Origin of the sequence: uncultured Anaerococcus sp., from assembly GCF_963510915.1 — a bacterium.
Lineage (GTDB): Bacteria > Bacillota > Clostridia > Tissierellales > Peptoniphilaceae > Anaerococcus.
The window spans coordinates 1-5,276 of the sequence record NZ_CAUPHG010000104.1; the positions used below are offsets into that span (position 1 = coordinate 1).

Annotated in this window: 4 protein-coding genes and 1 pseudogene; all 5 read right to left on the reverse strand. The window is 38.0% G+C overall.

Going from position 1 to position 5,276, the window contains the following annotated elements:
- Positions 1–118: 118 nt before the first annotated feature.
- Positions 119–310: a hypothetical protein gene (locus RQ893_RS07910; protein ID WP_308653482.1), complete on the reverse strand. Its 192-nt coding sequence runs from the start codon at positions 308–310 to the stop codon at positions 119–121.
- 21 nt (positions 311–331) lie between these two features.
- Positions 332–1,975: pseudogene (locus tag RQ893_RS07915) on the reverse strand (formate--tetrahydrofolate ligase).
- A 6-nt stretch (positions 1,976–1,981) separates the two neighbouring features.
- Positions 1,982–3,220, reverse strand: a complete 1,239-nt coding sequence (purD, locus tag RQ893_RS07920; protein ID WP_311482484.1) for a phosphoribosylamine--glycine ligase — start codon at positions 3,218–3,220, stop codon at positions 1,982–1,984.
- Between the two features lies 1 nt (position 3,221).
- On the reverse strand, positions 3,222–4,739 hold the full coding sequence (gene purH / locus RQ893_RS07925; protein WP_311482485.1) for a bifunctional phosphoribosylaminoimidazolecarboxamide formyltransferase/IMP cyclohydrolase: 1,518 nt from the start codon (positions 4,737–4,739) through the stop codon (positions 3,222–3,224).
- Positions 4,736–5,276 (reverse strand): phosphoribosylglycinamide formyltransferase (gene purN, locus RQ893_RS07930; protein WP_311482486.1); only part of this gene is annotated, 541 nt, incomplete at its 5' end. The genes purH and purN, both read right to left, overlap by 4 nt.

Consider the following 5,276-nt stretch of genomic DNA (forward strand, 5'->3'; position numbering starts at 1 on the left):
ATAAAAACTTTTTCATCTCATCCTCCTTTATCTTGTTACTTATATAATACCCAAATTTTTTTAAAAAAAGGATTTCCTAAATAATTCAAAAAAAGCGGCCGGAGCCGCTTGTAAATTTTTATAAAATCATTAATAAGAAGATGATTAAAAAGACCATTAAAACCTTGGCACCCAAGGGCAAGATTTTAACTTCTTTTTCCCAATCTGTGCTCCTATACATTTTTTGCTCGTCTATATATGAACTCGTAAAGGACAAAGATTTTATATAATAGGTTAAATTTTCCTTAATTTTAATGATTTTATCTTTCAACTTCAATCCTTTTTGTATTTTCTAGAATAAATTTATAATATTATCATTTTCGTCAACATCAATGGCTAGGGCATTTGGATGTTTTGGTAGGCCTGGCATAGTTAGAACCTTATTTAGATAGGCAACTATAAACCTTGATCCTGTCTTAATTTTGATGTCAGAAACTGTGATTTCAAATCCTTCTGGTCTGCCCTTGATTTTTCAATAATCTGTTAGAGATGCTGCAGTTTTTGAAATACAAACTGGGAAATTCTTGTAACCAAGTTCGTCGATTTTATCAAGGACCGCCCTTGCCTCGTCTGTGAAATTAACCTTGGCTGCACCGTAGATTTCCTTGGCGATTGTGTTGATTTTCTCTTCTGTTGATAGGTCATCCTCATAAAGAAGTTTGACTTCCTCTTTATTAGATTCAACTATTTTAACAAGTTTTTGAGCTAGGTCAATAGCACCGTCACCGCCTTTTGCCCATACTTGGGTTAGGGAGAATTCAACGCCAAAGTCTTTTGCCCATTCTTCCATGAATTTAATTTCAGCTTCCGTATCTGTCACAAATTGATTTAGGGCAACTATTACAGGAAGATTGTATTTTCTCATATTTTCCACGTGTTTTTCAAGGTTTTTAACCCCTTCTTTTAGGGCATCAAGATTTTCTTCTGTTAAGTTTGCTTCTTCTACTCCACCGTGAAGTTTAAGGGCCTTGATTGTTGCAACTACAACAGCTGCCTTTGGACGTAGGCCGGAAACCCTACATTTGATATCTAAAAATTTCTCCGCACCTAAATCTGCCCCAAAACCTGCTTCTGTGATTACATAGTCAGAGTATTTAAGGGCTGTCTTTGTTGCAATAACTGAATTACAGCCGTGGGCAATATTGGCAAATGGGCCGCCGTGGATGATTGCTGGGTTGTTTTCCAAAGTTTGAACTAGGTTTGGATTTAAGGCATCTTTAAGGATTGCCACGATTACCCCTTCAATTTTCAAATTTTTTACAAAAATCGGTTTATCATCTTGGTTATAACCTACCATTATATCACCAATTCTTGATCTTAGGTCTTCTAGGTCTTCTGCAAGACATAAAATAGCCATGATTTCACTTGCAACTGTGATATCAAAGGAAGAATCCCTTTCGTCCTTTCCATTGGCGTTGATTTTTATCCTTCTAAGGGCCCTTTCATTCATGTCCATGACATAGTTAAACAAAACTTTCTTGAAGTCAAGCTCGTTACCTTGGAAGATGTGGTTATTAATCAAGGCCATAATAGCGTTGTGGGCAGATGTGATGGCGTGAAAATCCCCATTAAAATGTAGGTTTATCTCTTCCATAGGGATAACCTGAGCATAGCCACCACCTGTTGCCCCGCCTTTTCTACCTAAAACTGGGCCAAAAGATGGTTCTCTAAGGGCAACTGTAGATTTTTTTCCAATTTTATTTAGGCCGTCAGATAGGCCTACTGTCACAGTTGACTTTCCTTCCCCAGATGAGGTTGGGTTTATAGATGTGACTAGGACTAAGTTTTCTGATAAGTTGTCAAAATTTTCTCTTTTTATCTTTGCCTTGTAGTCCCCATATTTTATTAATTTATCGGCTGAAATGCCAATCTTTGCCGCAACGTCTTCTATTTTTTCTTTTTTTGCTTGTAAAGATATTTCGTAATCAGTCTTCATTTTCCCTCACTTTAATGATAAATGTCCGATGTCTTTTCTGTAAAAAAGATTGTCACACTTGATTTTTTCAACATCCTTATAGGCGGCTTCTCTCGCTTCCGCAAGGCTCTCACCTTCTTGACACACGATTAAAACCCTACCGCCATTTGTAAGAATCTTTCCATCACTTTCCTTTGTACCCATATGGAAAACTTTTGAATCAAGACCATCAAGGCCTGTAATTTCAAAACCTTTTTCGTAGGATTCTGGATAACCCTTTGAAGCAAGGACAACACCGATATAGGCCCTATCCTTCCACTTAATTTCAATTTTCCTTCCATCAAGGACTGCTTCTGCCAAGTCGTAAAGACTTGTCTCCATAGACAAGAGGATAATTTCTGTCTCAGGGTCACCAAAACGGACGTTGTATTCTATAGTTTTTATTCCGTCTTTGGTTTTAATAAGGCCTGCAAATAAAATTCCCTTAAAAGGTCGGCCTTCTTTAATCATAGCCTTGGCTGTTGGTCTTACAACCTTTTCTAAGGCTTCCTCAATGTCAGATTCAGTAATGTGTTTAATTGGCATATAAACGCCCATACCACCAGTATTTAGACCCTCGTCATTGTCAAATGCCCTCTTGTGATCTTGAACGACTTTCATTGGCATAACAATCTCGCCTGACACAAAGGCTAGGAGGGAAAATTCTTCTCCCTCAAGAAATTCTTCTATAACAACAGATGCACCAGCTTGTGCAAATTTCTGGTCAACCATAATCTCTTTTAAGGCTTCCTTACCTTCTTCGAGATTTTGGGCAATAATTACTCCCTTACCTGCAGCGATCCCGTCAGCCTTAATTACCAAAGGAAATTGAGATTTCTCTACATAAGCTAGAGCTTTTTTATAATCTGTAAAAGTTTCATAGGATGCTGTTGGTATGGCGTATTTTTTCATCAAATCTTTGGCAAAGGCCTTTGAACCTTCAAGGATAGCAGCAGCCTTATTTGGGCCAAAGACTCTGATTTTTTCTTTTTCCAAAAGGTCTACGATTCCATCAACCAAAAAGGCTTCTGGCCCTACAAAGACAAGGTCAATTTTATTTTCCTTGCAAAAACTTGGAAGTTCTCCGACTTCGCAAGTGATACAAGTGCCAAACTGGGCCACGCCAGGATTTTCTCCCAGCATATAAATTTCGTGGCCTTCCCTATATAATTTATCAGAAATGGCATGCTCCCTGCCGCCATTTCCTACTACTAATACCCTTGCCATATTAATGTTTAAAGTGGCGCATGCCGGTAAATACCATGGCTATGCCATTTTCATTACAAGCTTCGATTGATTCTTCGTCACGAATTGATCCGCCTGGTTGGATGATGGCTTTTATGTCGTGTCCCGCTGCCTCATCAACACTATCCCTAAATGGGAAGAAGGCATCAGATGCAAGAACTGCTCCGTTGGCCTTATCTCCTGCTTGTTTAAAGGCAATCTCAGCTGCACCAACCCTATTCATTTGACCAGCACCCACACCTACAGTTTGGCCGTCCTTGGCAAGTAAGATTGCATTTGATTTGACATGTTTTACAATCTTGTAGGCAAATTCTAGGTCTTTTAGGTCTTCTTCGCTTACCTTTGTCTCTGTAACTGTTTCTAGTTTTTCATAAACCTTGTCATCGTAGTCTTGGACTAGGATTCCTCCCCTAACTGATTTTATTAGTTTAGGATTTTTGTTGGTTTTCTTAGGAATCTTATAAATTCTGACGTTTTTCTTCTTTTCTAGGATTTCTAGGGCTTCGTCTTCATAGTCATAGGCAAGAATAATTTCTAGGAAAATCTCGTGCATTTTTTCTGCAGTTTGCTTATCAATTATGCCATTAATTGCAACAATGCCGCCGAAGATTGAAACAGGATCAGCTTCAAAAGCACGCTCCCATGCTTCAAAAACAGTCTTACCTGTAGCAACCCCACATGGATTCATGTGTTTTAGGCCAACACAAACTGTTTCGTCGAATTCTTGCAAGATATCAAGAGCAGCTGATGCGTCTTGGATATTGTTATAAGACATTTTCTTGCCGTGTAATTGGACGCAATCTTGAAGAGCATAAGAAACTTCCTCATCTGAAACATAGAAAGCTGCCTTTTGATGAGGATTTTCCCCATACCTTAGTTCATCTTCTAGTCTAAAGGTTAAATTCAAACTTTCTTCACTTCCGTTTATTTTATTAAAATAAGAAGCTATTAAAGAATCGTATTGAGCAGTTTTATTAAAAACTTTTCCTGCAAGCCTTTGTCTTGTTTCAAGGCTTGTCTCATTATTTTCTTCTAATTCCTTGATGATTGTGTCATAGTCATTTTTATCTGTAACTACTGTTACAAATTTATAATTTTTTGCAGCTGATCTTAGCATAGAAGGACCACCGATATCGATATTTTCAATGATTTCTTCATGGCTTACTCCTTCTTTGGCAAGGGTTTCTGCGAAAGGATAAAGATTAACGCAAATTAGGTCTATATAGTGGATATCATTGTCTTTAAGCTCTGCGATATGGCCATCATTATCCCTTTTTGAAAGTAGACCGCCGTGGACTTTTGGGTGGAGGGTCTTGACCCTACCTTCTAGAATTTCTGGAAAACCTGTGTAGTCTTCTATAGAAATGCAATCTACTCCTGCTTCTCTTAGGTGGTTTAAAGTCCCACCAGTGGAAATTATTTCAAAACCATTTGCCACAAGACCCTTGGCAAAATCTGCCACACCGGCCTTATCGCTAACACTTATTAAAGCTCTTTTCATTTTTCCCCCTTTAGGATTTCTGCTCCTGTCTTTATGTAAAGCCTGTGCTCTACTTCATGAACCTCTTTTTCTATCTCATCTAGACTCTTTGTGTAATCAACCTTAAACTTATCTTGGGCGAGGATTTCTCCGCCGTCGATTTCTTCGTTTACATAATGGATTGTAACTCCGATATATTCCTCTCCCGCTTCATATGCTCTTTTAATTGACTCAATTCCCTTATATTTTGGAAGGAGGGAAGGATGGATATTAACCACCTTGCCCTTAAATTTTTCTAGAAAATCTTTTGATAAAATCCTCATGTAGCCTGCTAGGAAAATATAATCTAAGTCTTTTACCTTTTCTAGGATTTCTTTTTCATAAGCGGCCTTATTTTCATAATCTTTTGGATTATAGACAAAGGTGTTGATATTTTTATCTTCCGCTTTTTTTATCACCTTAGCACCAGGTTTGTCACAAACCATTATTTCAATATCTGCAAGGCTTTTTATTTCATCTGAACTTGCCAAGGCTTCGAAGTTTGTGCCTGTTCCAGAG

Excerpts from the sequence above, each read along its gene's own strand:
- purD (WP_311482484.1), bottom strand. The coding sequence starts at position 3,220 with ATGGCAAGGGTATTAGTAGTAGGAAATGGCGGCAGGGAGCATGCCATT.
- purH (WP_311482485.1), bottom strand. The coding sequence starts at position 4,739 with ATGAAAAGAGCTTTAATAAGTGTTAGCGATAAGGCCGGTGTGGCAGAT.